Raw genomic sequence first — 24130 nt, forward strand, 5'->3', positions numbered from 1 at the left:
ACACAGAGGGGGTCGCGAGAGTCAGGCTCGCGGCCCCCTCTTCTGCTGTCTGACGGTCTCGAACATCTCCCGCCGCATATAGGCGTAAGCCTTCAACATCCGGTCCCGCCCCGACGGGGTGAGGTCTTCCGCTTCGAGGATCTCCCACGCCACGGGGTCGTTGCGGATCTCGTCGGCGGCGGTGAGCTCCTCCGGGCGGGCGAGCCCTCGCTCTAGGAGCATCTCGGCGAGCGTCTTGTTCGGGTCTCGCCTGGAACTTTCAGCGACGGGCGTCGGGTCCCCGCCGTCCCGGATCGTCGCCATGGACCCGTGCTCCCACTGGAGAGCGTCTTCGAGGGCGGCCTCAACCACTGAGCTGATGCCGGCGTCGCCGCGGCGGAACTTCCGCAGGTGTGTGGTGGAGATGCGGGCTTTCTCTGCGATGTGTTCCCAGCGTAGGCCGAGCTCGATTCGCCGTTGGTCCATGGCGTCGGCGAGGCGTGTTCGCTCAGCGGTGTCTCGCGGCATTGCCGGGCCTCTCTTGTGTTGCGATTCTGAGCGCACCATACCGCAACAACCCTGCTCAGCAATGTCTGGGCTTGCGGCTTCGAGTGTTCCGATCGGGTGTTCGGAAAGGATCTTGTTGCGGTCTGTTGCGGTCATGGTGGTGCTGCGGTAAGTTGCGGTCATGGTCAATCAAGGACCTCCCAACATCACGTTCAAGGAGCGCATCCGGCGGGCCCGCCTCGACCAGGACCTGACACTTCGGGACCTGGAAAAGCGGTGTGAAGAGGCCGGGGAGCGCATCGATCACGGCACCCTCAGCCGGTACGAGCAGGGCCTTTTCCGCCCGAAGAGGCGCCGCCGCAAGATCCTCGCAACCGCGCTCAACATTCCGTTTGACGACCTTGACTCCCTGGGCGAAAACAGGCAGGAGTCTCCCTGATGACCGGTCACCGGAGCAACAGCGACCAGGTGACAGGTACCTACCCGGACGTAACTCCGGGCAACTCCCTCGACCTGTTCCCCGCTCTCGGCGTCCCCAGCCCCGAGCTCGCCCGGCGCCTGGTCCGGATGCTGAACCTGCCGGCCGTGGTCGAGCGGCGTATCGCTTCGCAGCGGAGTGACGCGGCATGACCGCCTCGAAGCCTTCCGAGGTCGCCCCGCCCGCCGTGCTGGAGACCACGACTGTCTGCCAGTTCGGGGCCGTGCATTTCATCACGCAGGGCTGTACCTGCCGCTGAAACAGCGGCGGGCCCAACCGCTGGTACCGGCCGGGCCCGCTGATCCCAGCTCAACAACCCATCAACACGAGAGGAGCCGGGACTGATGACGATTGTCGCACTTCCCGAGCCCACCATCACGAAACCCGCTGACACGCTGCGCCGCCTGGCTGACGCCCTGGAGGCCCTCCCGCACCCCAGGATCAGCCCGCCGGACGTGTTCGCTGCCCTGCGTGAGGTCCCCGCCGGGCCGGAGCGGCAGTCCGCGTTGAACCGGCTGCACCGCCGTCTGCGGCACGCGCCCGGGTTCGAGCAGTGGCTGTACCACTGGACGGGCCCCAAGTCACGTGTGGAGGTCGTCGCGCTGGTCCGTGAGGCCGCCGAGCAGGCCGCGCAGGTGACCCGATGAGCGGCCCCGAGCACTACCGCAAGGCCGAGGAGATCCTGGCGGAGGCCGAGAACGCCGACCCTAGGGCCGAGCGCGGAGACATCGCGCTGCTCCTGAGCTTCGCCCAGCTTCACGCGACACTCGCCCTGGCCGCCGCGACTGCGATGAACGACCACGACGGTGGCATGTCCAACGCGGACTTCAACGCCTGGGACAAGGTGGCCGGGGTCAAGCCCGCCGCGTCCTCGGGGGAGACCCGATGACCGCCGCCGACATCGCCGCCGAGATGCGCACTTGTGAGGTCGGCCGCTGCACCAACCGGGCCACGACCTTGATCCACGCGTGTGGGTTCGTGTACGCCTGCACCCCCTGCACGGCGCAGATCAACCGGCTGGCCGCCGACCAGGCGGGAGGTGGCCTGTGAGCGCCGTCCTCGACCGCCCCGTGACCGCACCGCCTGCCGGGGGCGCCTGCGTTGCTCGCCCGGACCTCATGAACCCGAACCCCGGGGACGCCCTGGCTGTCGACACGGCTGTGGAGACGTGCCTGTCCTGCCCGGTGTACGTCCGGTGCCTGGACTGGGTTGAGCGTCTGCCCGCGGACCGTGACCCGGGTGGTGTTGTGGCTGCCCTGACCGAGGCTGAGCGGGCTACCCGTAGGTCCTCCCGCCTGGTCGCTCCCGCTGTGCCGGCTGCGACGGCTAGATCTCGGACCTGCACCCGCTGTGAGCAGCCGAAGAGCCCGGAGGAGTTCTACCCCTACTCGCACGGCTGGTGCTGCGACTGCTACCGCGCCAAGGCGCTCGACCGGTACCACCGGCTCAAGCCTGCTGCTAAGCGCCGAGAGGGCAAGGCCCAGACGCGTACCGAGAAGCCCTGCTCGGACTGCAAGAAGACCAAGCCCATCGAGGACTTCGCCCGTAACCGGGCGCACCGGGACGGGCGGGACAACCTGTGCAAGCCCTGCCAGAAGACGCGGCGCCAGGCCCGCGCCGCTGAGGCCAGGGCCGAGATGGCGGGGTGCGGGCGATGAAGGTGATCTGCCGAAACACCCGGATCAACCCGATCATCCAGGCCCTCCGTGACGAGCGGATCCGCCGCGGCTGGTCGCAGGACGCTCTCGCTGCTCGCCTCTACGTGCACCGCACGCAGATCTCCCATTGGGAGTCCGGCCGGTGCGACCCGACGGGGGATTCGCTGGTCCGTTGGGCGGACGCGCTGGACATGGAGATCACCGCAGCTCCGAAGCGGGGTGAGGCCCGATGACCGCGCAGCCCATCGCCCCCACCAAGACCCTCGCCGAGCGCGTCGCCTTCGCCGCCCGCACCCTGCGGGCCGGGCACGGCACACGGGACGAGGCCATCGCCTACCTGGTCCAGGCGCACCCCGCCGAAGTCGATGAGGCCCGCGCTGGCGAACTCATCGACGGGTGGCGGCCAACAGTCCGCCAGCCGCGCCGCATCCCCTGGCGAGGCGGACCCCAGATCAGCGACTACGCCGAAGACGCCTACGCCCAAGAGCAGGCCGACGACATCTACGACCTCTACGGGGAGGACGAGCTGTGACCCTGCGAACGAGAAAGCCGACCGGTGCCGTCCCCTGGCCGCTTATCCTCCTTGAGGGCGGCGAGAAGTCGGGCAAGAGCTGGGCCTGCGCCGAGCTGTCCACCAGCGACCGCATCGGCCAGATGTACTGGATCGACCTCGGCGAGGGCTCCGCCGACGAGTACGGCGCCATCCCCGGCGCCGACTACCTGATCATCGAGCACGACGGCTCCTTCGCCAGCCTCTACACCGCGGTCGAGGAGATCCACCGGATCGCCGGCCACGCCGCGGCCAAGGGCGAAAAGCCCGTGGTCCTGACGATCGACTCGATGACCGCCGAATGGGACCTGCTCAAGGACTGGGCGGCGAACCGGGCCAAGGGGTCGAAGACCAACCGCAAGAGGCTGGCCGAGGACCCGAACGCCGAGATCGTCATCGCGACGAACTACTGGAACGACGCGAACTCCCGGCACGCCCGGCTGATGCGGCTGCTGATGACCTTCCCCGGGATCGTGCTGCTGACGGCGAGGGGCAAGGACATCGCGCTGATCGGCGACGACGGCAAGCCCGTCGAGGGCAAGAAGTCCTACCGCGTCGAGGGGCACAAGAACCTCGCGTTCGACTCCTCCTGCTGGGTCCGCCTGTCCCGCGAGTCCAAGGCGATCGTCGTCGGCGCCCGCTCGGTCCACACCGGTATCCGCCCCGGACGGGACGAACCGCAGACCCTGCAGGACGACTGGAGCCTTGAGTGGCTCATCTTCGAGGCGCTCAGGTGCGACCCGGCCAAGGCTCACGTCCGCGACCTGGTCGAGGCCAAGCCGGAGCGGACACCGGAGCAGATCCGCGACGAGGCCATGCAGTCCACCACCAGCTCTGCGCGGATGCGGGAGCTGTGGGAGGAGGCCAAGCAGTTCGGCTACGGCGGGGTGACCGTCGACAACGAGAACGGCCAGGAGGAGCTGCTGTCCCAGTTGCTCGCCCGGTTGGGTGCCGCGCGGAAGGCGGGGGAGCCGGCGACTGAGGAGCAGCACGCGCAGATGGACGCCTTGTGGCAGCAGGTCGAGATCTCCGACGAGGGTGAGCGTCTCCAGTTCACCGGGGAGATCATCGGCCGGGAGATCTCGTCCAGTTCGGAGCTGACCGGGGCTGAGGCCGTGATGGTCATCAAGCGCCTGGACGGGTACGCGAAGCAGTCTCAGCCGCAGGTGGGTGCGGCGGCATGAGCGACCTGGCCCTCCGTCTCATCGTCGCCGCTGTCCTGCGGGACCTGCTCACCCAGGCCGACCAGGACACCCGCGCTGACGTGCGCACCCTGTGGATGGTCGGGGACCGGAAGGGGGCGGCCCTCGCGGGTCGCCCCGCCGGGCACGCCCAACTCAAGAAGGGCGCCACCTACGCGAAGGTGACGGACCCGGCCGCGTTCGAGGCGTGGGTGTACGCCCACCGCCCCGACGAGGTCGAGCTCATCAAAACCACGCGGGTGCGCCCCGCCTACCAGGCGGCACTCCTCGCCGCGGCGAAGAAGGCCGGCGCCGCGGTGACCGCGGACGGGGAGGAGATCCCCGGCGTCACGGTCACCACGGGGGAGCCCACGGTCGCCGTGTCCGTGGCTGAGGACGCCGCTGAGCTACTCGCGGAGGCGTGGCAGTCCGGGGAGCTGTGGGAGCTGCTCGGCGGTCTGCTGCCCGCGCTGGAGCCCGCGAAGGGTGATGACCAGTGAGCGACGACCTGACCACACTCGCCGGCGTCGAGTCCCGCCTCCGCCAGCTCGTCACCGATCTGACCCTGGCGCAGCAGGCCCTCGCCAAGACGCGGGACGACGAGGTCCGCGCGAAGCACGTCTACGAGGCGTCCCGGCGGGCGGCGCTGCTGTCGGAGGACTGCCCGAAGGTGGCCCGCGGCATGGTGACCACCGCGGACCGGGACGCCTGGGTGGACGAGCAGGTGAAGCGCGAGTGCTGGCTGTATGAGCTGGCCGAGGTGAAGCGGGAGGCCGCGCAGGATCACCTGCGGGTCCTGCGGGACCAGGCGATGATCGTGATGTCCCTCGGTAAGTCGGTTCAGGCGGCGTTCCAGATGTCGGGGGCGGCGTGATGAACCCTGGGAAGCCTCTGCGCCGGTACGCCCGTCTGGAGCGTTCTACGCCCCTCACGGGCGGCGCCCCGCTCCGCCGTACCACGCCGATGCGTTCGGCTCGCAGGCGGCACACGGGCCCCGGCCAGGACGTGAAGAGTCTGCTTGCCTCCCGCTCTGGCGGGATGTGTGAGATCGGCGCTGTCTGTGGTGGCCTGGCTGCGGCTGTGGATCCTTCCCACCGGGTGGCGAAGGGCATGGGCGGCACCCGCGACGAGCGGTCGAACACGGCGGCGAACAACCTCCACGCGTGCCGGCCGTGCCATGACGCGGTGGAGTCGCAGCCCGCGAGGGCGTACGCGAACGGGTGGAAGATCCGCCACGGCGTGCAGGACCCCACGCAGGTGCCCGCCCGGCATGTGCGGTTCGGGTGGGTGCTGCTCGCTCTGGACGGGTCCTGGACGCCGGTCGAGCTGGCCGAGTGCGGCGCCCACCCCTCGTCGGCGGCCTGCCCCGACTGCACCGCGTGCAAGCGCTGCGGTCCGTGCGGGTGCGAGCTCGTCGCCGGCTGGCAGCAGAGGACCCCGGCGTGACCCCGGTGGAGGACGTGTCCGGCGGCCCGTGCGGCTGGTGCCGCACCTCCCACCCCTCCGGCGCCGAGTGCGTCACCGACCCCCTGACCCGCCCCACCGAAGAGGAGACCACCCGACATGAAGATCCCGTCTGACGTCCTCGCGGTCCTCGACCGCGCCGAGACCGAGGGCCCCGCGCTGCGCCTGACCGGGCAGCTCGACCGCAACCTCTACACCCGCACGAACAAGGCGCTGGAAGCCGCCGGGGGCAAGTGGAACCGCAAGGCCAAGGCGCACATGTTCGACGGGGACGCCGCCGACGCCATCGAGCAGATCCTCCTCACGGGCGAGATCACGACGGTGCAGGACCTGGGCTTCTTCCCGACGCCGCCCGCGATCGTGGAGCAGTTGCTCGACCTCGCCGACGTGAAGCCGGGCATGGTCGTGCTGGAGCCGTCCGCCGGGCGGGGTGCGATCGCCGGGCCTCTCGCGGCGCGCGGCGCGACCGTGGACTGCGCCGAGCTGCTGCCCGAGAACGCCGCCGTCATCGAAGCCGCCGGGTACGCGCGGACCCTCGCAGTCGGCGACTTCCTGTCGCTCGCCTTCGGGGCCGAGTACGACCGCGTGGTCATGAACCCGCCGTTCGCCCGGCAGGCCGACATCGACCACGTCAACCACGCCCTGGCCTGCCTCAAGCCGGGCGGGCTGCTGGTCTCGGTGATGTCCGCCAGCGTCACGTTCCGCGCGAACACCAAGGCCAGCGGGTTCCGCGCCCGCGTCGAGGACCGGGGCGGCCAGTTCATCCCGCTGCCCGAGGGCGCGTTCAAGGCGTCCGGCACGGGCGTGAACACCGTGATCGCCGTCATCCCCAACCCCTGACCTTCCCCGGCTGCTCCCTCCCCGGGGGCGGGAGCAGCCCCGCACCACCCCACGCAAAGAGATCCACCCCAGATCGGAGACCACCCGAATGAGCGACACCAAGGTCCTCACGGACACCCCGCCCACCCCCGGCCTGGCCTACAGCGTCGAAATGGTCCAGTCGATGCGGGACCTGATCGGCAAGGAAATCGAAGCGGTCCAGACCAAGGCCGCCGACCAGATCACGGACCTGAAGACGAAGGCCGCCAACGACATCAACCAGGTCGAGGAGACCACCAAACGCCGCGTCGAGGAGCTGCGTGACGCGCTCCGGCAGATCGAGGCGCGGCAGGTGCTGCTCCCGACGTTCCACTCGCTGCTGCCGGAGGGCTCCCAGGGCTACCCGGAGCAGGTGGGGCGGGACCCGTACGCGGGCGCCCCGGCGTGGGCGGACCGCACGGACGAGCGGATCAAGCGGATCAACGCCCTGCGGGAGGACGGCACCGACGCCGGCGAGGGGGCGGAGTCATGAGCGGTCTGTTCGCCCGTCACAAGGGTTCTCACGTCCGCCGGGGGTCGTCCACGGGGTGGGCTGGCACGGCTCGTCAGGTGCGAGCTGCGTCGGAGCACCCGGTGACGGAGGCCCGGTTCGTCCGCCCGACCGCTGTTTACCGCCCGCAGAGGAGCACCCGATGACCGGCCTGCCCACCATCAAGCCCGACACCGACACCTGGGACTGGGGCGAGATCGTCGTCTTCGAAGCCGCGATCCACTCCGAAGGCTTCGAGTACGCCTTCGACAACTACAAGCCGCTGTTCCGCCGCCCCGAACTCCGCGCGATCGAGGGCGACATGGGCAAGCTCCGCGACTTCATGGACACCCACAGGGCCCTTTTGGAGGCGTGGGAGGACGAGGTCGGGTGGGAGGCGTACGACAAGTTCTACGACGACCACCTGGAGCAGCACCGCGAGGAGAGCGCCCGCCGCCGTGAGGCTGCCGCGTCGGGGAGCCCGTCGTGACGGCGACCCGTGAGGAGCTGCTCCTCGCCGCCGAGGAGCAAGAGGAACGCCACATCGCGTGCTTCGCCGAGTGTGGGCACGACGTGGAGGCGGACCGGCTCCGGGCACAGGCTGCCGCTCTTCCGCCCGTCAGCGTGGCTCTCAGCCCCGCCGGGAGCCACCCGTGAGACCCGACCTCATCCTGCTTTCGCGCCCGGAGGGGGCCGTCGAGGCTCAAGCGTGGCCGTGCGGTGTCCCCGGCCTCAGGGTCGTAGAGACCTCCCACGACTCGATGAACTGCGTCACCCCCGCCTGGTCTATCGTCCACGCCCGCTCAGGCCTCTGCGTGTGGCGCTGCCTGGGAGACCCCGAAACGGCTCTCGATCGCGCTCAGCGCATCAGCGACCTCACGGACTGGACCCAGCGGGCGGAAGAGCTGCGCACTGTCGAGATCCGCCGTGGTCTCGTCGCTGTCGGTGCTCACGCTCACGGCAACGTGGGACGAGGCCGTGACCTCAACGGGGTGCGGTCGTGACCGGGCGGGACCTGTACGAGCACCTGAGGGACGACGGCGCGTGGGGCGCAACCAAGGCGACCCTCCTCATCGTCGGCCTCCTCCTGCTCATCTCCACCCTCATCTGCCTGTGGGAACGCCGCAAAGCCCGCCGCATCGCCGCCCAGCAAGGCATCGAGATCTACCCACCCGACCGGGTCGAGCAGGCCGTCCGGGACGCACTCGCTTACGAGGCCGACCACCGCACGCTCAACGACCCCGGCGACGGACTCACCCGCGACTACCGATGGCCCTGATCGCCACCGTCGTGGCCGTTCTCGTCCTCGGTGCGGTCGTGGCCGTGCTCCGCCTCTTGGCCGCCCGAGGACTGCGGCCCTAACCACTCACCACCTGCAATCCCTCGGAAGGAGGGACCCGTGACCCGCAAGCCCAAGCCCGCCCAGGGCTACAGCCCCGAAGAGTTCGACACGGTCGTGACGATGATCCAGCGCGACTCCGCCCTGCGCGCCGACATCGAGACCATCACCGGGCAGAAGCTCGACGGCCGCACCCCCCGCGAGTTGTTCGACCTGTTCCGCGCGATCGACCAGGCCGCCGACGTGCAGGCCGCCGTCGTCCGCTACGGCCGCGCCCGCCAGGCGGTGCGGCAGACCCGCATCGAACTGCAGGACCTCCCGCCGGCGGACATGCCCCCTTCGCAGGCGGCGTACGTGCAGGGGCTGCAGGAGCGCCTCGACGCGGAGAAGGCCGCGAACCAGCAGCTTCGGGCCGCAAATGCCGCCCTCCGGGCCGGAACGGTCCACCCCATCCCCGCCCGAACCATCAAGGGAGAAGTCGCCTCATGAGCGCCCTCAACGTCTTCAAGGAGCTCGGCGCCGAGGTCGCCGACGAGTTCACCACCTACCACGTGCGCCTGCGCGTCATCGACAAGCTCGTCGGCGGCATCCCGTCCAGCCCCAGCGTCATCAAGGGCTGGCTGAAGTCCCGCATGGAACTCGGCGACCGCGACCTGCAGGAGATGGTCGACAAGGTCCTGCACGAGCGGTTCCCGAACGGGCAGCCTTCCCCGGACGAGCTGGCCGACGCCCTGATGGAGACCGACGCCGCCCCCTCCGTGAACGGCTTCAAGCGCATCCCGGACACGGGGGAGCTTGCCTACGAGGGCCGGTGCATGAAGGCCGCCCTCAAGGAGTTCATGAACTCCGCCTACCCCGGCACCGAATGGCCCGGCAAGACCGAGGTCGCCAAGGGGTTCCGCAAGGGGCTGATGTCCACGGCGGCGGAGCGGGTGTTCGTGGACGAGGTCCTCATCGGCCTCGGGGTGAAGCAGCCCACCGGGGTGGAGGAGCGGATCAAGCACGTCATCACCCCGCAGGGCCCCCGCTCGTCGATCAACCGCGTCGAGTACGTCCAGGAACCCGAGCTGACCTTCACCCTCCGGGTCCGGGACGACTTCCTCCCCATGCAGGCGTGGTCTCGGATCTGGCAGGCCGGCGAGCAGATCGGCATCGGCTCGGACCGTGGCCGGTCGGATGGCCGGTTCGAGCTGCTGGCGTTCGACAGGGCCTGAGAAACGCGTAGGGCCCCAGCACACGGCTGGGGCCCCTCCCACCAACTGACTGTACCCCGGGGGTTCTGGTGAACGTCTGCGACGCCGCTCGTGCGGCTAGCCCATGCGACAAGCCCAGTCCCGCCTCGCTCACGCCAAGGCACCCCGACAAGCCACGCCGTGACGACTCCGACCTGACCGACTTGCCGTACCGCCCGCACATCAAGAAGCCGACCAGTCCCAGCCCGATCGACAGTCCATCCCACGCCCTGCCGACAAGCCAAGCCTTCGCCTGCCTAGCCACGGCGACATGCCAGGCCACGGCTTTCCCCAGCACGCCGACAAGCCAAGTCTCCCCGAGTCAGCCCACTCCTGCCGCGCCTGTCCGACATGCCTCGCTCAAGCCGCGCCGAAGCCGCACCTCCCAACCCCGTGGCGACTATCCCTTCCGTCCCGAACCCGGCCGTGCCGACATACCTCGCCGCTCCTCGACTCTCCAAGCCGACATCCCAAGCCGAGACGTGCCATGCCTGGCCGACATGCCAAGCCCGTCGCAGACCAGCCCAGGCCGACAACCCCAGCCTTGCCCCAGCCAGACGCGCCAACACGACATGCCTACGCCTGCCGCCCCCGCTCAAGCCCGTGCGACTTTCCGTTTCGAGGACAAGCCCAGCCGACATGCCATCCCTGCACACGAGCGCCCGCCCCGATTCATGCCGACTCGCCTACCCGGGCCAGCACCTCGCCGACCAGCCATCCCAGCCCCTCGCTGCCCAACCCCTGCCGACAAGCCAACCCCACCCGGACCGGCCCACCTCGACTACCCGTTCCCTGGCTCATCCCTGGGACCTCCCACACCCGCCCCAGACGACATGCCTTCTCTGACCTGTCCTGACCAATCCGCACCCGCCCGCGCCTGAACTTGAAAGGAGGCTTCTGTGAGCCCCTACCGCGTCCTCGTCACCGGGTCCCGCACCTGGCGGTCACCCACCGACCGGCAGACCCTCAGGGACGCCCTGGACGCCGTCCACGCCGCGTTCCCCAACCTCGTCGTCGTCCACGGCGCCTGCTCCCGCGGCGCTGACTTCCTGGCCCAGCGCTGGGCTGAGGACCGCAACCGTGCCGGCGCCACCATCACCGTCGAGCAGCATCCCGCGGACTGGGACCGCTACCGCCGCGCCGCGGGGTTCCGCCGCAACGCTGAGATGGTCGCCACCCGCCCGGACCTAGTGCTCGCGTTCATCCGCAACGGCTCACCTGGTGCCACGCACTGCGCGGGCCTCGCCGAGAAGGCGGGCATCCCCGTGAGGCGGTGGACGCAGCCGTGACCGGGTGCGGGCATGCGAAAGGGGCCGGTCACTCGGTGACCGGCCCCGGGGGTGACACATCAGGACTCGCCGGCAGCGGGCTCCTGCCGCGGCGGACGCTCGGGCAGCTTCGCCCCACGCTCACGCACGAACCAGCGGATGAACTCCCGGATGACCGCCGAGCGGTTCCGGGGGCCGACAAGGCGGCCGAACTCCTCCCACAGGTCGTCCTCGACCCGGATGGGGCGGTGCGGCGTGTGGGTGTCCTTCACGTGGCACATCGTAGCCCGTGCATATCCAAGGGCCTGGTCAGCAACCTTGCCGTGTATATCCATGATGGCTATGCTCGTGGATATACACGCTGGGCGCAAGTCCCCGCGTGGTCAGGGGAATCGCACCCGACAAGGGGTCTATTTGCCATGCCCGAGAACAGACGCACGACCTGACCTACCCCTCGCCCCTCAGCAGCCGGGCAGTCCCCTTCAACGACCGAATTACCTGGAGTACGCACCGTGGCGCGGATCCGCAGCATCAAACCCGACTTCTTCACATCGGAGAAGATCGCCAGCCTGCCCCTTTCGGCGCGGCTGCTGTTCGTCGGCCTGTGGACCCACGTGGACGACAACGGCGTCACGGTCGACAACGAACGCCTCATCAACGCCGCGATCTGGCCCCTCGAAGATGACCCTCTGGAGGCCCTCCAGAGGACTCGGGAGGATCTCCGGAGACTCTCCACGGCGCGTCTGATCGTGCGCTACGAGGCCGCCGGAAAGGCTCTCCTGTTCATCGCCGGCTGGGACGAGCACCAGAAGGTCTCCCACCCCGCGAAACCGCGGTATCCGCGCCCGACGCCCGAGCAGATGAGCACCCAGATAGTGCCCGTGAACAGCGCAGATGCCACGTTGCCGGAGCCGGTCACTGACTCCTCCGGAGACTCTCCGGAGGATCTCCAGAGGGCTCTTGAGATCTTCGGCCCTGAGCAGGGAGCAGGGAGCAGGGAGCAGGGAAAGGAGATGCCGCCTCCGGCGGCCGAGCCTCCGGCCCGGCGCGACGCCCCCGCCGAGACGACGATCACACAGCGGTCGAAGCTGATCACCGACGCTTACGCCGCCGTCGAACCCATGTGCAAGTGGCCGGCCATCAACGGGATCGTCATCAAGGCGATCAAGGCGGAGAAGTGGTCCGACGACGAGATCCGCGCCGCCCTGCTGCGTCTCGCCGACGAAGGCCGAACGGTCACGGTCGAGACGCTCCGGCGTGAACTCGCAGGCGACCCGCCGCCGGAATCACGTGCCCCCTCGCGCAATCAGCCCTCGAACGGCTCTGGCTCCCAGATGCCGCCACGTGACGCCGACTACAGCGACCCCTTCAGGAGGAAGAAGTCCGCATGAACACCCCCGACATGTCCGAGTGGTGGGAAGAGCGCCGCCGTCAGCGCCTCGAAGCGTTCCGCAACCGCCGCCCCGTCGAGCTCCGCCACAAAGGCGACCTCCGCGACGAGATCGCCGACTGGGGGTCCCGCCTGTTCGACCACACCGCCCGCAACCTGGTCCTGCTCGGCCCGACCGGGACCGGCAAAACCTGGTCGGTGTGGGAGGTCCTGGAGCGCGCCCTCGCCGTCGGCTACCCGGGCCACATCATGCTGCTCGCCGCGGCGGAATGGCAGGAGATCGTCGGTCCGCCCGTGGACCGGGAGCGCGTGCGCCAGATGCGCGAGGCGGACGTGCTGGTCCTCGACGACTTCGGCAGCTTCCGCATCAACGAGTGGACCAAGGACGTCATCGGCCCGGTCATCGACTGGCGGTGGGCGCCCGCCATGCCGATCGTCGTCACGTCCAACATGGCCGACCTGGTCACCCCGCTCGGCGAGCGGATCGCCTCCCGCCTCGGGCACCGCGCCACCGTCGTCGCGCTCACCGGCGAGGACCGGAGGGCCCAGTGAGCCTCGACGACCTGACCCTGACCGGCTTCACCCCGTCCCCGGCGGTCATCGCCGCGGAGATGGCCATCGTCGGCGCCGCGATCCAGTCGAAGGCCGCTCTGGATGAGGCCGCGGCCCTGCTCACCCCGGAGGACTTCTACAGCGAGGCGGGCATGGTGTTCGCCGCCGCGCAGGACGTCCTCGCCGATGGCCGCACGGTGGAGCCCGCGACCGTGATGGGCGCCCTGCAAGCCCGCGGCGACCTGCTCAAGGTCGGCGGCGGACCCTACCTGGGCAAGCTGATCGAGCACGCCGCGTACGGCAACATCGCCACCCTCGCCGAGGACGTGTCCGCCGACGCCCAGCGCCGGCGGGTGCAGCAGGCGTGCCAGCGCGGCGCCCGCATGACGACGTCCGGCGTCTGGGACCCCGATGCCGACCTCGACATGATTCGCAAGCTGCTCGACGAGGCTGCAACCCGCCGCACCGGCGAGATGCCGTCCGGTGTGGCCGACGAGATGGCGGCCCTGCTCGAAGAGCTGGAGAACCCGCCCACCGTCCAGGCCGGGGTGGCACCCCCGTACAAGGACCTGCAGCGGCTCATCCCGTCGTTCCTCCCCGGCGGCCTGTACGTCGTGGGGGCCCGCCCCTCGTACGGCAAGTCGACCGTGGGCGTGGACGCAGCCCGGGAAGCGGCGATCCACCAGGGCATCGACACGGTGGTGTTCACCCTGGAGATGCCGAAGAAGCAGGTGTTGCAGCGCATCAGCGCAGCGGAGTCGGGTGTCCAGCTCACATCGATCATCGAGCACACCGTCACCCGCTCCGAGCTGGAGCGCATCACCGACGCCGGCGTCCGCATCTGCGCCGCCCCGCTCACGGTCGACTACGCCCCCGGCTGCACCGTCGACCGGATCCGCGCCACCCTCCGCTCCAAAATGCGCACTTCACCGGCCGGGCTGGTGGTCGTGGACTACCTCGGCCTGATGCGGGGCCCGCGGGCGGAGTCCCGGCAGCAGGAAGTCGCCGCCATCTCCCGCGAACTGAAGCTCATGGCGGGGGAGTTCGACGTCCCGATCGTCGCGCTGTCCCAGCTCAACCGGAAACCCGAGGACCGCGCCGACAGGAAACCGCAGATGTCGGACCTGCGGGACTCCGGCGCCGTGGAGCAGGACGCCGACGCCGTGATCCTCATCCACCGCGACAAGGACCCCGAGTCTCCACGCGCCGGCGAGGTCGACCTGATCGTCGAGAAGAACCGCAACGGCCCCACGGGGGTCATCGCGGTCGCCTCCCAGTTGCACTACGCCCGGTTCGTCGACATGGCGCCGAACCACACCGCCCCCTCAGGCCGCCCCAACCTCCGCGCCGTCTGACCCCTGGAGCCCCCTCATGACTCTCCAAGCGATCGAAACCCAGTACTCCGGCTGCCGCTTCCGCTCCCGCCTCGAAGCCCGCTGGGCCGTCTTCTTCGACACCCTCGGCATCCCGTGGGAGTACGAGCCCCAGGGCTACCTCATCGGCCCGGAGGACAACCGCCGCCCCTACCTCCCGGACTTCTACCTGCCGGGCATCGGCACGTGGGTCGAGGTCAAGGGCGACCCGATGGGCCTCGACCGCAACCTGATGGCCGCCGCGGTAGACCCGAAGACCGGCCTCGGCAGGTGCAACCCCTTCTACGAGACGACCATCCTGATCCTCGGCCAGATCCCCAAGCCCGGGGTGGCGTACACGCACTGGCTGGTCTCCCGGCTGCCGTTCTCGAACTGCGACCGCTACTGCGGCTGCGTCGACGTGCAGTACACCCGGGTCGCCTTCCTCGCCATGCCGAGGGTCATCACGCCGGAGATGGCCGACGCCGCGATGCTCGACCACAAGCGGGCGAAGGACCTCGCCGGCCTCGGGGCGCTGCTGCACCAGTCCGGCCGCAGCCTGCTCACGCCGGACACCGCGGACCTGACAAAGGCCGAGCCGACCGGGCTCCTGCCGCTCGACCCGGGCGTGGATGAGGCGTACCGCGCTGCTCGTTCGGCCCGATTCGAGCACGGGGAGACGCCGTGATCGCCCGTCGGGTGTCTCGTACCGCCCTCCGGGAGGCGTCATGACCGCGCTGGTGATCCGCGGCGACGCCCGCAACCTGCCGCTCCCTGACGCGAGCGTGGACCTGATCGTGACCTCGCCGCCGTACTTCGGGCTCCGCTCGTACACCGACGGCGGCCAGCACTACGCCGGGCAGATCGGCGACGAGGCCTCACCCCGCGAATACGTCGACAACCTGCTCGCCTGCACCCGCGAGTGGATGCGCGTGCTCAAGCCCGAGGGCAACCTGTGGCTCAACCTCGGCGACAAGTACTCGACGGGCAATAGCGGCCAGAGCGGACTCGCCGAGCTCGGCGCCCAGTGGGCCGGGGGAGGGCACTCGGACCAGAAAGCGAAACGCCGCAGCAACGCCGTGCGCGGGATGCAGCCGAAGTCGCTCATCGGTCTGCCTTGGCGGTACGCCATCGGCTGCATCGACGAGCTGGGGCTGATCCTCCGCGCTGAGGTGATCTGGTCCAAGCCGAACGGGCTGCCGGAGAGCGTGACCGACAGGGTGCGTCGCTCGCACGAGCAGTGGTTCCACCTGGTCAAGCAGCCGCGGTACTTCTCGGCGGTGGACGAGATCCGCGAACCACACGCCTACCCCAACGACATCAGCAGACCGCGGGCGGGCAAAGTCCATCTCGACCGTGCGAGACACATGCAGGGCGGCGGGGGAAACGCAGGCAACAGCAGCGGTGGGAACCCCCTCGGCAAGCTGCCCGGCAGCGTGTGGGAGGTCTCCACCCGGCCGCTCAAGGTCCCCGACGAGCTGGAGGTGGACCACTTCGCGGCCTTCCCCACGGAGTGGCCACGCCGTCTGATCCTCGGCTGGTCCCCGGACGGGATCTGCATCGCGTGCGGTGAAGGGCGTCAGCCCGTCAGCGAGCGTGCCTTGACCGTCGACCGGGGCGGCAGGAAGGCCAACGTGCGCGGCTCAGACCGTGAAGGGTGCGCGGTGTACGAGGACTCCACCACCCTGGGCAGAGAGCGCGTCATCCGCATCGTCGGCTATACCTGCGCCTGCCCTGACTCGTCGGCGCCGACTCGGCCGGCCGTTGTGCTCGACCCGTTCGGCGGCACCGGGACGACCGCGCTCGTCGCCTCGGTGCTTGGCCGCCGCGGCGTCACGGTGGATCGGTCCGCGGACTACTGCCGCATCGCGCAGTGGCGCACCACCGATCCGGGGGAGCGGGCCCGCGTCCTTGGTCTGCCGAGGCCTCAGCCTGTGCCCGAGGGGCAGCCGTCTCTGTTCGATGAGCTGGGGGAGGCGTCGTGAACCCGTTCGATCCCGCCCTGCTGGAACGCCTGTGTGCAGCAGCCGCTCCGCCGCCGGCTCCGTCGTCTACGCCTGCCCCGTGCGGGTGGCGGTCGTCGGTGTACGCGGAGGTTCAGCCGGGGTGCCTGCCCCGGTGGAAAGCCGACTGGGAGGTCACCGACGCGGACGGGCTGACCGAGTGGCTGGAGTTGGCGGACCTGTCGGACCTGACGGCCGAGGTGGGTTCGTGGGAGGCGGCCCGGACCCTGTTCGCCCCGAATGCCCCGTGCGCGGGGCTGTACGCCACACAGGCGCCCCCGGAGCGCCCCTCTCGTGTCTCGGTACCCCCGGACGCTCACAAGCCCGCTCAGCCCCTCCCGTAACCCACACACCGAAGGAGACCACCGTGACCGAGGTGAGGCCCGGCCAGATCTGGGCCGACAACGATCCCCGTTCCGCAGGTCGCACACTGCGCGTGGACGCCGTCGAGAACGGCAAGGCCACCTGCACCGTCCTGACGAACACCACCAAGGCGCAGGAGAAGCTCGACCGAGGCTCGGCCTGGTTCCAGGACACGCGGGGCCGTGTCACCCGGATCTCCCTGTCCCGGTTCCGCCCGACCTCGACGGGTTACCGCCTGGTGTCCGAGGGGGAGGCCCGCGATGCCTGACATCCCGGCGGACGCCATGACCGTCGTTCCCGTCGCTGCTCTTGAGCGCTTGGTGAAGGTCGCCGAGTACGTGTCGCGGGGTCGTGGCTTCGTGGGTGTGGAGCCGTACCCGGATGCGACGGCGCGGTTCGCGCTGGGGGCGATCATGGAGTCTGTGGGGGTGGGGTCGCCTGCCTCTAGCCCCTCGGCAGCCCCAGAATCCACGCACAGCCCTCAAAGCCTGTCGGTCGCTCCCGTTTACCGTTCGGGGGTTGAGCGCCCCGCAGAAACGCTCTCAGCGCTCCGCGACACCCTCACCCGTGTCCGCTCCCACTGCCAGCAGGTGACCACCCGACCCGTGTGGGAGGACTACGAGATCGGCCGCCTTGACCACGCCCGGGAGGTGCTCGGCCTGTTGGACGGGGCGGGTGCCGTCTCCGAGGAGCAGACCGGAGGCGGCAATGACTGACACCGAGACTCGCGAGGAGTTCCGGGACCGCCTGTTCGACGCGCTTCCCGACCAGATGACCATCTGGGCCGACGACGCCGAGCTGGAGCAGTTCGCCGACTGGGACCTCGGCAAGTGGATGCACGCCCTCGGCCACCACCGGGTGCACACGGCGTGCTGCGACCGCTGCGGCTGCGCTGTCACGTGCACGGGGGGCGCGTTCTACGACGCCGTGGTGTCCTCCGTGCTCCGTGAACTCGACCGCATGGGCGCGCTCCGTGAGCCCTTCCCGCCCGCTTCCACCACCGAGGAGACCGACCCCCATGCCTGAGACCCGCGACATGTCCGTGAAGACACGACTCCGGTGGGAACACGAGGACGGCACCCTCTGCGTTGCCGGACACACCGCCGACCTGATCTGCGCCGAAGGCGGCGGGCCCGTGCGCCAACGCCCGGAGAATCGCCCCCCCGTCTGGCCGACCCTGGCCGCCCTCGTCGACTGGCTAAACACCGCCAACGGCAGCGGAGAACGCGAGACCTCCCTGCGACTCCTCAAGCTCGTCGAGGAAGCCGGAGAGGTCGCCTCCGCCTACGCGGGCGCTGTCGGTCAGAACCCGCGTAAGGGCCGCACGCACACCTACAAGGACGTGGCCGACGAGCTGTGCGACGTGGCGTTGACCGCCCTGGTGGCGCTGCACTCGTTCGTCCCGGACCCGGAGGGCCACTTCGCCGCCCGCCTGGCGCATGTGTCCGCCCGGGTCGGCGTCCAAGCGAGCACCGAGGAGACGCCGTGAGCCTCCTCCGAGACCGCCGAACGATCGGCAGCATCACCGCCACCCGCCACATGAAGCGAGTCCTCCTAGTGCTGCTCACCGACGCCGCCAACCTAAGCGGCTACACCTTCATGCACGCCGCCGAAATGAACTCTGGAGCTGTTTACGTGTGCCTCGCCCAACTGGAGGCAGCAGGCTGGGTGACCAGCGAATTCGAGGAAGCGCCTTACCCTCGCCGCCGTTTCTACCGGCTCACCCCGGACGGATGGAACAGCGCACACGAACTGCTCGGGCTGAAGCGGTCGGAGGCTCGCCGTGGCTAACCGCGCGACGAGTTGGGGGATGGTGTTCTATGCGGCGATGGCAGCCCACCGGGCCCAGGATCCTGCTGTGATGTGCGACGTCCTCGGGTGTTCGCACCTGCTGCGTGACTGGCACCTCGCCCAGTTCGACTGCTCGGCGGCAGCCATGGACGCTGCTGGTAGCGCCGCCCTCAGGATCAAAGCGCCAAGCGTTTCCGCAGGTCGTTCGAATGCGACCTGCGGCGGAACCGGCACCAGTACCCGCCAGTAACCCCGTGCGGCTCCCCTGGTTGCACCTCCGGGGGAGCCGCCACACCCGTTCCGCCCCTCAGCGTCGGGTCCCCGCCAGAGTACGACCCAGGAGACCCGGCATGCCCCACACCAACCTCACCGACCTCATCACCCGCGTCGAAACCGACATCACCGAAGGCACCCACACAGGCGTAGGCGCCAGCGAACGGGTCACCATCCGCCGGGCAGACGCCGAAGCACTCCTCGAAACCGCGCACCAACACCAGGCATGCCGGCGCCGCAGAGCCGTGTGAACACAGGAATACGAAGCGCAAGGATCACCGCCAAACCCCGACACGCAGGAGCCCCCATGCCCATCAACAACCGCATCGAAGCGACCGCCGCCGACGAGAAGACCGGCATGACGTTGGACGAACTCGCCGCCTTCGTGCAGGAGGCGATGCGGGCGGGTGTGCCGGGGGGCGCGGTGGTGCGGGCCAGGGTGAACATGCGGGCCGGGATCAAGCGGCTGGAAACGCGATGACCGTGGGGCAATGGGGGAGAGGCGCTTGATGGTCGAGCTGGTTGCCCTGTGCGGCCTGGTAGTCGTCAACGCCGCCACGCTGTGGGTGATGCGCGCCATCATCCGCCAGGGGCGGGAACTCTCCCAGCGGTGGGATCAGGCTGCGGCGCGCTGGGCGTACGCCGCGCAGCAGTGGGAGCAGGCCGCCCGCGCGTGGGAACGGGCAGGAAGGAGTGGCCGTGACCGCCAGCGTTGACCGCGCTGTCGCCGACGCCCGAGCTCTGGGCGTCCGGGCCGAGAGCACGATGGGATTCATCCACTACGCAGCCATGGCGGCACACCGTGCTCAGGACCCTGCGGTGATGTGCAACATCCTTGGCTGCCCCGACACGCTGCGCTGGTGGCACATCGGCGAGTTCGACTACACCGCAGGGCACATCGACTCCGCCGTGTACGCCGGTCTTGTTGCTGGCCATGAACCGGGGGAGGGTTAGTCCTCGACGGCGACGACCCGCCACTCCTCGCCGGTCTGCACCAGCTCGACCACTGCCGACTTCTGCCGGCCGTTGGCCCGTACTCGGTAGTGGCGGACGGTGCGTTCTTCGAGGGACTGGCCTGCGTGTTCGCCTGTCCACCAGGGGAGGACTTCTTCCCAGTGGGGGCCGAGGATTTCGGCGATGGCGTAGTCGCGTCCCCAGGCGGTGAACCTGGTGGGTTGTTCGTTGTCGTCGGTGTGGACGGTGGCGGGCTCGTCGTAGCGGCGCACCCGCCCAGCATCGCAAACCTGTTCGACAACCCGCCAAGCGACCCGCCGAATTCGAGGGTCGCCGAAGAGGACAAAACCGCCCGCTACCAGCAGAAACAGGGGAGAATAGTGCCATGACTGAAGCCCTCTCCGCCCATCCCTCGCTTGTCGCCCGCCTCGCTGAGATCCGGCAGGAAGTCGCCGGGCTGCTGGGTGACATCGACACCCGCGTGAAGCCCAAGCCGGACCGCATTGCGACGGCAGGAGACGGCTTCCCCGGCCCGGTCTGGGACCCCGCCGAGACATGGACCGTCCGGGTGGACGACCCGGCAGACGTGTCCCCGGCATGCGTGTTCGTGAACCACCCGCACATGTGGGACGACGACGTGATCCCGCTGCGGCCGGACGACGCCCGGCGCATCGGGATGGCGCTTCTTGCTGCTGCCGAGTGGGCGGACAAGGTCCGTTCCCGTGATGTCCGGGAGGCGTCATGAACGGCGACGAACTCCGGCACCTGCTCGCCATCCACGAGGACATCTCCCGGGTGATGAAAGACCCGCGGTTCCCGCCGCCGAACCGGTGGGGGAGCGACCTGCGGATGTTCGTGGTCACGGCCCTGTGGGTGATCGCGGTGGAGCGGGCGCCGAAGGGCACCCGCATCCCCCGCGTGTGCGAGGTCATGCACCTCGACAACTTTCACTTCTGGGAGCTGATCCGGTCCGACCTGCCCCGCTACGAGCCGGACACGATGTACCGCGATGGCGGCTGCGTCGCGGTCCTGCCCCGGGCCAAGCGCCGCTGCGGCAAGGGCACCGTATGGGCGTTCTCCGTGACCAACCCGGTGGACGGCACGTGGGAGCTCGTCGGCTACTGCTCGCGGCACCGCGAGGAGGGGCGGGCGGCGGAGGCCGCAGAGCGCCGCCGCAAGCAGGCTGGCGGGATCCCCACGCCGCTGCCGAACCGTGGCGGTCTCCTGCCGTGCTACTTGCCGTGGGACTGGTCGAAGAACTACGCGAAGGCCGACTCGAACTGGGAGCCCCCGGCGGTCGGCATCCGCGCCGATGACTGGCCGGTCCTGACGAAGGTTGAGGCCGCCCACCCCACGCCGCCGAAGCTCACGGTCGTGTCCGGCGCTTTCGAGTTCGAGGAGCCCGACGCGAGCGAGGCCGATGCGGGACCGCCGCAGCTCCGCCTCATCGGCTCCGACAAACAGGGGAGAGTCGAGTAAAACGCTTGCCCACATCGGAAGCCTCCGCCCTCGCAGCGGGGGCTTCTTCGTGTCCTGAACGTCCCCACCCTCTGGCGTCGATCTCCCCAACCGGAAGGACCCCCACCCCCGGATGGGGAAACCACGGGCCCCTTCCGCTGCCCCGGGTCGGACGACCAGGAGGACGGATGTCCCGCAACACCCGCCAGCAAACCCACGCCGCACGCAAGAAAACCAACAGCGCGGTCACAGCAGAGCAGGCCGCCCAGGCGTACGAACTCCGCCTCGCCGGCGCCACCCTCCGCCAGATCGGCCAGCAGCTCGGCATCTCCATCGGCACCGTCCACAAACGCATCGCCACCCACATGGCCGAACGCGTGGACCCCCTCGCCGACCAATACCGCGCCGTCGAACTCGACCGCCTGGACGACCTCACCGCCAAGGCCTACGCCGTGCTCACCGCCAGGCACATCGTCGTCCAGCACGGCAAAGTCGTCCGCGACGAAAACGGCGAACCCATCCCGGACCACGCGCCGATCCTGCAAGCGATCGGCACCCTCGTCCGCCTCGCCGAACGCCGCTCCAAGCTGTTGGGGTTGGACGCTGCGGTGAAGGTCGACGCGCAGGTCACCACCGTGGACCCGGCCGACATCGAGCTCGCCCAGATGATCCGGGAAGCGCAGGCCAAGGCGAAGGTGGAAGAGGCCCGGCTCCGAGGCGAAGCCCAGTGACCGCCCCCGGCATCTCAGGCGACCGCGCCCGCCAACTCCTCGCCGCACTGGCCCACACCGTAGGCGGAACCCTGGTCATCCCCGAGAAGTCCCTCCGAGAGGTGTCGACCGGGGGCATCGTCACCATCGAAGGTCTCGACCCGCACCGTGACGCAGTGGTGCTGACGCTGGCCAGGAACTTCGGCGACCCCGAGTACCCCACGATCATCACGGGGGAGTACGACGCGGAGCCGTCCCCGCTCGCCGGCGTCCCGCTTATCGCCCACGTCGGCCCGCCCCGCCTACACACGCTGGCGCTCCCGGACGGGCGGTTCGTGCTCGTCGTGACCGGCGGCGGCCTGGCCGACGGCGACTACGACACCCTCCGCAACCTCGGCAAGTCGGTGGGCGCGGCCGAGGTCGCCGTGTTCGTCGGGCACATGGAGGTCCGCTGATGCTCCTCGTCGCCCTAGTGCTCGCCCTCACAGCTGGCGTGCTCGCCGCACTCGACCGGTCGGTCCCGCTGGTGACGCTCACCGTCGCGGTCATCATCACGATCCTCGCCATGGCGGGGATGTTCTGATGTCAGCGACTCCGACGCTTGGCCGCACGCCGGCGACCAGCCGCAGCCATCGCGCCCATCTTCTTCGCCCCGAACTTCTTCCTGCCGATCGCCGCAGCCAGAGCCTTCGGATTCTTCACCCCACGCGACCGCAGGGACTTCGTCAACGAAGCGAACCGCTTCCCACTGCCGAGCTTCGGCTTCCGCTTCATGGCCATTCCGACCACCTCCCGTCTGGGGGATCGACACGAGCACCGCGAGGTGACGCATGACCAACCCCATGCCCCCCGAACCCGCACACGGCGCAGGGCCCACCGAGGACGACGAAGAGGCCATCCTCCGCAGCCTGTACGGCGAGCCCGACTCCGACGGCATCTACCGCGGCGAACCCGTCGGCGGCGACCAGTGAGCGGGGCCAAAGCGCTTCTGACCGAAGCACGCCGACACCTCGGACTCACTGGCCGCCCGAACAAGTTCACCCGCGCGTACGCCACAAAGCACGGCGCCGAGTACTTCAGCGCCGCCTGGTGCGACATGTTCGTCACCTACTGCGCCAACCAGTCCGGCAACGCCGCCGCCGTGCTGCCCTTCGGGGACCGCGCCTACACCGTGGCCCACGCAGAGGATGGCCACCGCCTCGGCACCTGGTACGCCGGCACCGTCGACAACATCCGCCGCCACGCCAAGCCAGGTTGCCCGATCTTCTTCGACTGGGGTGGCACGAACAACCGGGCTGCGATCGACCACATCGGCTTCATTGAGGTCGTCTTGCCGGACGGGCGCGTCCAGACGATCGAAGGCAACACCGGCGGCGGCCCCGGCTCCGTCAGGCGACGCGTCCGCGGCGCCGACGTCACCGCCGGTTTCTGGGTTCCGAACTTCAGCAAGCAGCAGGAGGACGACGTGAGCGCCAAGGAAGTCTGGGAGCGGGAACTGAAGGTCCCGTACGGATCGCCCGAGAACCCCGAGTGGCAGGCCGGGAACATCCTGGTCAACAACGGCATCTGGCTGCGGAAGGTCACCGGCAAGGTCGACGCCCTGGCCGCCCAGCTCGCCGCGCAGAACGCCACCATCAAGGAACTCGCCGCCGCCCTCGCAGCCCGCGACGGCGCGATCGACGTGGACGCCCTCGTCGGCCGGATCGAGACCGCGATCCAGGGCATCACCGTCCGCCTCGCCGTCGACCCCGCCGACGGCTAACCCTCGCACCCCCTGTTCGTCCCGCCATCCCTTGGCGGGCTGTCCCCCCAAGGAGGGGCGCATGAACCCGCAGTTCAAACTCCTCGGCCGCGACCCCGCGGCCATCCTCTACGGACTCCAGTCCCTGCTCGCAGTCCTGGTCGCCTTCCACACATTCGGCCTGACCGGGCAGTCCGCCGACTGGGTCATGACCATCGCCAACGGTCTGATGGCCGGCATCGTCGCGGTGTGCACTCGGCCGTTCGTGGTGGCCGCGCTGACCGGCGCGGTTCAGACCATCCTGACCGGGGTCGCCGCGTTCGGCATCGAGGGGTTCACACCCTCCCAGGAGCAGCAGGGCGTGCTGATCGCGGCGCTGTCCGCGGTCCTGGCGCTGCTGCTGCGGCAGAACCAGGCGCCGAAGGAGACCGCGATCACGCGGGCCTGACCACCAGCCACGACGAGCACGAGAGGAGGCGAGACCACATGACCACCACCAGCAGGCGCGGAACGGCGGCTACGGCTCGCCTCCACCCCGC

The 24130-nt window shown here is 69.6% G+C and carries 46 protein-coding genes; 43 read left to right on the top strand and 3 right to left on the bottom strand.

The window, feature by feature from the left end; genetic code table 11:
• Positions 1-21 precede the first annotated feature (21 nt).
• Positions 22-642 carry a hypothetical protein gene (locus FLW16_RS06460; RefSeq protein WP_142558625.1) on the bottom strand — a complete coding sequence of 207 codons (621 nt, stop codon included), beginning with the start codon at positions 640-642 and terminating at the stop codon, positions 22-24.
• Between the two features lie 25 nt (positions 643-667).
• Here FLW16_RS06460 and FLW16_RS06465 point away from each other — a divergent pair, with 25 nt between their 5' ends.
• The 21 genes from FLW16_RS06465 (at position 668) to FLW16_RS06550 (ending at position 11025) form a co-directional block, all read left to right on the top strand.
• A complete protein-coding gene (locus FLW16_RS06465; protein WP_142558627.1) occupies positions 668-925 on the top strand; it encodes a helix-turn-helix domain-containing protein in 258 nt (85 codons plus the stop codon).
• Entirely contained in the window at positions 925-1116 is a 192-nt protein-coding gene (locus tag FLW16_RS06470) for a hypothetical protein (protein ID WP_142558629.1), read from the top strand. Before FLW16_RS06465 ends, FLW16_RS06470 begins: the two co-directional genes overlap by 1 nt.
• A 192-nt stretch (positions 1117-1308) precedes the next feature.
• Positions 1309-1611, top strand: coding sequence for a DUF3080 domain-containing protein (locus FLW16_RS06475; RefSeq protein WP_142558630.1), 303 nt, complete (start codon positions 1309-1311; stop codon positions 1609-1611).
• A complete protein-coding gene (locus FLW16_RS06480) occupies positions 1608-1853 on the top strand; it encodes a hypothetical protein (protein ID WP_142558632.1) in 246 nt (81 codons plus the stop codon). The genes FLW16_RS06475 and FLW16_RS06480 overlap by 4 nt, the downstream gene beginning before the upstream one ends.
• Complete coding sequence (locus FLW16_RS43435; protein ID WP_185949276.1) at positions 1850-2014, top strand: hypothetical protein; 165 nt, start codon at positions 1850-1852, stop codon at positions 2012-2014. Before FLW16_RS06480 ends, FLW16_RS43435 begins: the two co-directional genes overlap by 4 nt.
• A gap of 260 nt (positions 2015-2274) precedes the next feature.
• Positions 2275-2622: a hypothetical protein gene (locus FLW16_RS44390; RefSeq protein ID WP_221890928.1), complete on the top strand. Its 348-nt coding sequence runs from the start codon at positions 2275-2277 to the stop codon at positions 2620-2622.
• Positions 2619-2855: a helix-turn-helix domain-containing protein gene (locus FLW16_RS06490; protein ID WP_142558634.1), complete on the top strand. Its 237-nt coding sequence runs from the start codon at positions 2619-2621 to the stop codon at positions 2853-2855. The genes FLW16_RS44390 and FLW16_RS06490 overlap by 4 nt, the downstream gene beginning before the upstream one ends.
• The gene (locus FLW16_RS06495) at positions 2852-3154 is read left to right on the top strand and encodes a hypothetical protein (protein ID WP_142558635.1); all 303 of its coding nucleotides are present in this window, start codon (positions 2852-2854) and stop codon (positions 3152-3154) included. Before FLW16_RS06490 ends, FLW16_RS06495 begins: the two co-directional genes overlap by 4 nt.
• Positions 3151-4356 carry a hypothetical protein gene (locus FLW16_RS06500; protein WP_142558637.1) on the top strand — a complete coding sequence of 402 codons (1206 nt, stop codon included), beginning with the start codon at positions 3151-3153 and terminating at the stop codon, positions 4354-4356. Before FLW16_RS06495 ends, FLW16_RS06500 begins: the two co-directional genes overlap by 4 nt.
• Positions 4353-4853 (top strand): hypothetical protein, encoded by a 501-nt coding sequence (locus FLW16_RS06505; RefSeq protein ID WP_142558639.1) that lies wholly within the window; start codon positions 4353-4355, stop codon positions 4851-4853. Before FLW16_RS06500 ends, FLW16_RS06505 begins: the two co-directional genes overlap by 4 nt.
• Positions 4850-5227, top strand: a complete 378-nt coding sequence (locus FLW16_RS06510; protein ID WP_142558641.1) for a hypothetical protein — start codon at positions 4850-4852, stop codon at positions 5225-5227. Before FLW16_RS06505 ends, FLW16_RS06510 begins: the two co-directional genes overlap by 4 nt.
• Before the next feature lie 206 nt (positions 5228-5433).
• Positions 5434-5799 (top strand): hypothetical protein, encoded by a 366-nt coding sequence (locus FLW16_RS06515; RefSeq protein WP_142558643.1) that lies wholly within the window; start codon positions 5434-5436, stop codon positions 5797-5799.
• The gene (locus tag FLW16_RS43440; RefSeq protein ID WP_185949277.1) at positions 5796-5933 is read left to right on the top strand and encodes a hypothetical protein; all 138 of its coding nucleotides are present in this window, start codon (positions 5796-5798) and stop codon (positions 5931-5933) included. Before FLW16_RS06515 ends, FLW16_RS43440 begins: the two co-directional genes overlap by 4 nt.
• On the top strand, positions 5917-6657 hold the full coding sequence (locus FLW16_RS06520) for a methyltransferase (protein WP_142558645.1): 741 nt from the start codon (positions 5917-5919) through the stop codon (positions 6655-6657). The genes FLW16_RS43440 and FLW16_RS06520 overlap by 17 nt, the downstream gene beginning before the upstream one ends.
• 88 nt (positions 6658-6745) lie before the next feature.
• Positions 6746-7168 carry a hypothetical protein gene (locus FLW16_RS43445; RefSeq protein ID WP_185949278.1) on the top strand — a complete coding sequence of 141 codons (423 nt, stop codon included), beginning with the start codon at positions 6746-6748 and terminating at the stop codon, positions 7166-7168.
• Positions 7169-7328: 160 nt separating this feature from the next.
• A complete protein-coding gene (locus FLW16_RS06530; protein WP_142558647.1) occupies positions 7329-7655 on the top strand; it encodes a hypothetical protein in 327 nt (108 codons plus the stop codon).
• On the top strand, positions 7652-7822 hold the full coding sequence (locus tag FLW16_RS43450) for a hypothetical protein (RefSeq protein WP_185949279.1): 171 nt from the start codon (positions 7652-7654) through the stop codon (positions 7820-7822). Before FLW16_RS06530 ends, FLW16_RS43450 begins: the two co-directional genes overlap by 4 nt.
• A gap of 343 nt (positions 7823-8165) precedes the next feature.
• Positions 8166-8444, top strand: a complete 279-nt coding sequence (locus FLW16_RS06535) for a hypothetical protein (protein WP_142558649.1) — start codon at positions 8166-8168, stop codon at positions 8442-8444.
• A 120-nt stretch (positions 8445-8564) separates the two neighbouring features.
• Positions 8565-8993, top strand: a complete 429-nt coding sequence (locus FLW16_RS06540) for a hypothetical protein (RefSeq protein ID WP_142558651.1) — start codon at positions 8565-8567, stop codon at positions 8991-8993.
• Positions 8990-9718, top strand: coding sequence for a hypothetical protein (locus tag FLW16_RS06545; protein ID WP_142558653.1), 729 nt, complete (start codon positions 8990-8992; stop codon positions 9716-9718). Before FLW16_RS06540 ends, FLW16_RS06545 begins: the two co-directional genes overlap by 4 nt.
• Positions 9719-10635: 917 nt before the next feature.
• Positions 10636-11025 (top strand): DUF2493 domain-containing protein, encoded by a 390-nt coding sequence (locus FLW16_RS06550; protein ID WP_142558655.1) that lies wholly within the window; start codon positions 10636-10638, stop codon positions 11023-11025.
• A gap of 59 nt (positions 11026-11084) precedes the next feature.
• On the opposite strand, the gene FLW16_RS06555 is transcribed toward FLW16_RS06550, so the two are convergent.
• Entirely contained in the window at positions 11085-11276 is a 192-nt protein-coding gene (locus FLW16_RS06555) for a hypothetical protein (RefSeq protein ID WP_142558657.1), read from the bottom strand.
• 240 nt (positions 11277-11516) lie between these two features.
• Here FLW16_RS06555 and FLW16_RS06560 point away from each other — a divergent pair, with 240 nt between their 5' ends.
• The 14 genes from FLW16_RS06560 to FLW16_RS06615 all read left to right on the top strand — a co-directional run bounded on the left by FLW16_RS06560 (position 11517) and on the right by FLW16_RS06615 (position 19682).
• Entirely contained in the window at positions 11517-12395 is an 879-nt protein-coding gene (locus FLW16_RS06560) for a hypothetical protein (protein WP_142558659.1), read from the top strand.
• Positions 12392-12946, top strand: a complete 555-nt coding sequence (locus FLW16_RS06565) for an ATP-binding protein (protein ID WP_142558661.1) — start codon at positions 12392-12394, stop codon at positions 12944-12946. The genes FLW16_RS06560 and FLW16_RS06565 overlap by 4 nt, the downstream gene beginning before the upstream one ends.
• Complete coding sequence (locus FLW16_RS06570; RefSeq protein ID WP_142558663.1) at positions 12943-14301, top strand: DnaB-like helicase C-terminal domain-containing protein; 1359 nt, start codon at positions 12943-12945, stop codon at positions 14299-14301. Before FLW16_RS06565 ends, FLW16_RS06570 begins: the two co-directional genes overlap by 4 nt.
• Positions 14302-14317: 16 nt before the next feature.
• Positions 14318-14986 (top strand): hypothetical protein, encoded by a 669-nt coding sequence (locus tag FLW16_RS06575; protein WP_142558665.1) that lies wholly within the window; start codon positions 14318-14320, stop codon positions 14984-14986.
• A gap of 40 nt (positions 14987-15026) precedes the next feature.
• Entirely contained in the window at positions 15027-16283 is a 1257-nt protein-coding gene (locus FLW16_RS06580) for a site-specific DNA-methyltransferase (RefSeq protein ID WP_185949280.1), read from the top strand.
• Between the two features lie 385 nt (positions 16284-16668).
• A complete protein-coding gene (locus FLW16_RS06585) occupies positions 16669-16932 on the top strand; it encodes a hypothetical protein (RefSeq protein WP_142558674.1) in 264 nt (87 codons plus the stop codon).
• Positions 16925-17380 (top strand): hypothetical protein, encoded by a 456-nt coding sequence (locus tag FLW16_RS06590; protein ID WP_142558676.1) that lies wholly within the window; start codon positions 16925-16927, stop codon positions 17378-17380. The genes FLW16_RS06585 and FLW16_RS06590 overlap by 8 nt, the downstream gene beginning before the upstream one ends.
• Entirely contained in the window at positions 17373-17690 is a 318-nt protein-coding gene (locus FLW16_RS06595) for a hypothetical protein (RefSeq protein WP_142558677.1), read from the top strand. Before FLW16_RS06590 ends, FLW16_RS06595 begins: the two co-directional genes overlap by 8 nt.
• Positions 17683-18153 (top strand): MazG-like family protein, encoded by a 471-nt coding sequence (locus FLW16_RS06600; RefSeq protein WP_221890929.1) that lies wholly within the window; start codon positions 17683-17685, stop codon positions 18151-18153. Before FLW16_RS06595 ends, FLW16_RS06600 begins: the two co-directional genes overlap by 8 nt.
• Complete coding sequence (locus tag FLW16_RS06605) at positions 18150-18455, top strand: PadR family transcriptional regulator (protein WP_260614959.1); 306 nt, start codon at positions 18150-18152, stop codon at positions 18453-18455. Before FLW16_RS06600 ends, FLW16_RS06605 begins: the two co-directional genes overlap by 4 nt.
• 350 nt (positions 18456-18805) lie before the next feature.
• Positions 18806-18979 (top strand): hypothetical protein, encoded by a 174-nt coding sequence (locus tag FLW16_RS43455; RefSeq protein ID WP_185949281.1) that lies wholly within the window; start codon positions 18806-18808, stop codon positions 18977-18979.
• 56 nt (positions 18980-19035) lie between these two features.
• Complete coding sequence (locus tag FLW16_RS43460; RefSeq protein WP_185949282.1) at positions 19036-19209, top strand: hypothetical protein; 174 nt, start codon at positions 19036-19038, stop codon at positions 19207-19209.
• Between the two features lie 25 nt (positions 19210-19234).
• Positions 19235-19444 carry a hypothetical protein gene (locus tag FLW16_RS06610; protein WP_142558679.1) on the top strand — a complete coding sequence of 70 codons (210 nt, stop codon included), beginning with the start codon at positions 19235-19237 and terminating at the stop codon, positions 19442-19444.
• Positions 19428-19682 (top strand): hypothetical protein, encoded by a 255-nt coding sequence (locus FLW16_RS06615; RefSeq protein WP_142558681.1) that lies wholly within the window; start codon positions 19428-19430, stop codon positions 19680-19682. The genes FLW16_RS06610 and FLW16_RS06615 overlap by 17 nt, the downstream gene beginning before the upstream one ends.
• Here the strand turns inward: FLW16_RS06615 and FLW16_RS06620 are convergent.
• On the bottom strand, positions 19679-19954 hold the full coding sequence (locus FLW16_RS06620) for a DUF6504 family protein (protein ID WP_142558682.1): 276 nt from the start codon (positions 19952-19954) through the stop codon (positions 19679-19681). The genes FLW16_RS06615 and FLW16_RS06620 overlap by 4 nt on opposite strands.
• 113 nt (positions 19955-20067) lie before the next feature.
• On the opposite strand from FLW16_RS06620, the gene FLW16_RS06625 reads away from it, so the two are divergent.
• From FLW16_RS06625 to FLW16_RS06650, 8 genes are all read left to right on the top strand, one after another.
• Complete coding sequence (locus tag FLW16_RS06625; protein WP_142558684.1) at positions 20068-20427, top strand: hypothetical protein; 360 nt, start codon at positions 20068-20070, stop codon at positions 20425-20427.
• Positions 20424-21161, top strand: a complete 738-nt coding sequence (locus tag FLW16_RS06630; protein ID WP_142558686.1) for a hypothetical protein — start codon at positions 20424-20426, stop codon at positions 21159-21161. The genes FLW16_RS06625 and FLW16_RS06630 overlap by 4 nt, the downstream gene beginning before the upstream one ends.
• 167 nt (positions 21162-21328) lie before the next feature.
• Positions 21329-21871, top strand: coding sequence for a hypothetical protein (locus FLW16_RS06635; RefSeq protein ID WP_142558687.1), 543 nt, complete (start codon positions 21329-21331; stop codon positions 21869-21871).
• The gene (locus FLW16_RS06640; RefSeq protein WP_142558690.1) at positions 21868-22305 is read left to right on the top strand and encodes a hypothetical protein; all 438 of its coding nucleotides are present in this window, start codon (positions 21868-21870) and stop codon (positions 22303-22305) included. Before FLW16_RS06635 ends, FLW16_RS06640 begins: the two co-directional genes overlap by 4 nt.
• Complete coding sequence (locus tag FLW16_RS44995) at positions 22305-22433, top strand: hypothetical protein (RefSeq protein ID WP_260614960.1); 129 nt, start codon at positions 22305-22307, stop codon at positions 22431-22433. Before FLW16_RS06640 ends, FLW16_RS44995 begins: the two co-directional genes overlap by 1 nt.
• 247 nt (positions 22434-22680) lie before the next feature.
• Positions 22681-22821: a hypothetical protein gene (locus FLW16_RS43465; protein WP_185949283.1), complete on the top strand. Its 141-nt coding sequence runs from the start codon at positions 22681-22683 to the stop codon at positions 22819-22821.
• Entirely contained in the window at positions 22818-23612 is a 795-nt protein-coding gene (locus FLW16_RS06645; RefSeq protein WP_142558692.1) for a CHAP domain-containing protein, read from the top strand. The genes FLW16_RS43465 and FLW16_RS06645 overlap by 4 nt, the downstream gene beginning before the upstream one ends.
• Positions 23613-23673: 61 nt before the next feature.
• Positions 23674-24039: a hypothetical protein gene (locus tag FLW16_RS06650; protein WP_142558694.1), complete on the top strand. Its 366-nt coding sequence runs from the start codon at positions 23674-23676 to the stop codon at positions 24037-24039.
• Positions 24040-24130 lie beyond the last annotated feature (91 nt).

The organism is Microbispora sp. KK1-11, assembly GCF_006874435.1.
GTDB lineage: Bacteria > Actinomycetota > Actinomycetes > Streptosporangiales > Streptosporangiaceae > Microbispora > Microbispora catharanthi.